General features: G+C 72.9%; 3 protein-coding genes. All 3 read left to right on the top strand.

What is annotated here, in order from left to right; genetic code table 11:
- The first annotated feature begins 194 nt into the window (after window positions 1-194).
- On the top strand, window positions 195-860 hold the full coding sequence (locus MFF42_RS24205) for a hypothetical protein (protein WP_238258407.1): 666 nt from the start codon (window positions 195-197) through the stop codon (window positions 858-860).
- Complete coding sequence (locus tag MFF42_RS24200) at window positions 847-1236, top strand: transcriptional regulator (RefSeq protein ID WP_238258405.1); 390 nt, start codon at window positions 847-849, stop codon at window positions 1234-1236. Before MFF42_RS24205 ends, MFF42_RS24200 begins: the two co-directional genes overlap by 14 nt.
- A gap of 74 nt (window positions 1237-1310) precedes the next feature.
- A partial coding sequence (locus MFF42_RS24195; protein WP_238258403.1) for a di-trans,poly-cis-decaprenylcistransferase occupies window positions 1311-1945 on the top strand: 635 nt, incomplete at its 3' end.

Below are 1945 nucleotides of genomic sequence, written 5' to 3'. Positions count from 1 at the left end.
CTCGACGCTTTCCGGGGCTGACGCCCCGGAAAGCCCGCTACGCGCGGCGCTCTTGGTCGTGCCCCTTGGCGCCGCGACGCTGCCCAAGCAGCTTCGAGCGATGGCCTTGAATCTGACGCCTCCCCGCTTGACGGCTCTGCGTCCGCGTGTACTTTGCAATGCAAAGCACGCCTCGACGCGGGAAGACAGGCCCCATGCGTGACACCCACGGCGACCTCGACAAGGCGCTCGCCGACATCGTCGCGATCCGGATGCAGATCGCGCGGGACACCGCGTTCCGCGGCCTCGGCGCGGCGACGCTCGCCGCCACCGGCGCCCTCGCCCTCGTCGTCGCGGGCGCCCAGGATGTCCTGCTCGACGATCCGACCGGGCGGCCGGTCGTCTTCTTCGGGCTCTGGATCGCCGCCGCCGTCACCGCCTGCCTCCTGATCGGGTTCGAGGCGGTGCGCCGCTCGCGCCGGGTCCATTCGGGGCTCGCCGACGCGATGGTGTTCAGCGCCATCGAGGGGTTTCTGCCCGCGGGCGGGGCGGGGCTGTGCCTGGGGCTCGTCTTCGCCCGCTTCGCGCCGGACCAGCTCTGGATGCTGCCGGGCCTGTGGCAGGTCCTGGTCGGGCTCGGCCTGTTCGCCTCCGCCCGCATCCTGCCCCGCACCGTGCCGCTTGCGGGCGCGTGGTACCTGCTCGCCGGGCTCACCGTGCTGGCGCTCGCCAGCGAGACGCGCCACCTCTCGCCCTGGCTGATGGGCCTGCCCTTCGCCGTGGGCCAGGGCCTGCTCGCCGTCATCATCCACCGCCATTCCGGCCAAGCCGACGGACACGCTGACGGATCCGCCGACGGAGACGCCGATGCCGACCTCTGATCGCACCGACGCCCGCTTCTCCTACGAGGGGCTCGACCGCATCATCCACGAGCGGGCGCGTCTCTCGGTGCTGACCTCCCTGGTCTCGCATCCCCGCGGCCTCGCCTTCCCCGACCTCAAGCGCCTGTGCGGGCTCACCGACGGCAATCTCAGCCGCCACCTCGCCGTGCTGCAGGAGGCCGACCTCGTCAGCCTGGAGAAGGGCTACGAGCAGAACCGGCCGCAGACCCTCTGCCGCCTGACGCCCTCCGGGCGCGCCCGCTTCCTCGATTATCTCGGGGTGCTGGAGCAGGTGGTGCGCGACGCCGCCCAAGCCGCCGGCCGGCCGCAGAACGCCGCCGGCCACGACCGCTCCGGACTCGCCGAACCGGTCTGAGACGGCCTCCTCACCGCCATCCCGTCGAACGCCGCATCCCCCGCGTGTCCCGCATCTTGCCCGGAGACTTTACGATGCAAAGCCCTCTCGATCGCAGATCAGCGCTCCACGCGGCGATCATCATGGACGGCAACGGCCGCTGGGCGAGCGCCCGCGGCCTGCCCCGGAGCGCGGGCCACCGGGCGGGCGTCAAGACGATCCAGCGGGTGGCGGAGGCGGCCCCCGCCCTCGGCATCGGCACGCTGACGCTCTACGCCTTCTCCAGCGACAACTGGCGCCGCCCGGCCGAGGAGGTCGGCGGGCTGATGCGGCTGCTGCGGGCCTATCTGCGCGGCGAGACCGAGCGGCTCGCCCGCAGCGGCACGCGCCTCACGGTGATCGGCCGCCGCGACCGCCTGCCCGCGGGGATTCCGGAGGCGATCGCGCGGGCCGAGGCCGCGACCGCTTCGGGCGACCGGCTGAACCTGCGCATCGCCGTCGATTACTCCTCGCGCGACGCGATCCTCGCCGCCGCCGCCCGGCTCGGGGCCGAGGGCTTGAGCCGCGAGGGCATGAGCGCGGCCTTGTGCGAGCCCGGCGACGTCGATCTCCTGATCCGCACCGGCGGCGAGAAGCGGCTCTCCGACTTCCTGCTCTGGGAGGCGGCCTATGCCGAACTGCACTTCACCGAGCGGATGTGGCCCGATTTCGCGGCCACATCCGCTCGGTG

Origin of the sequence: Methylorubrum podarium, from assembly GCF_022179745.1 — a bacterium.
In the GTDB taxonomy this organism is placed as follows: Bacteria; Pseudomonadota; Alphaproteobacteria; order Rhizobiales; family Beijerinckiaceae; genus Methylobacterium; species Methylobacterium podarium.
The sequence above is the reverse complement of the archived record's forward strand: the minus strand, read 5'-3'. Positions and strand labels throughout refer to the sequence as shown.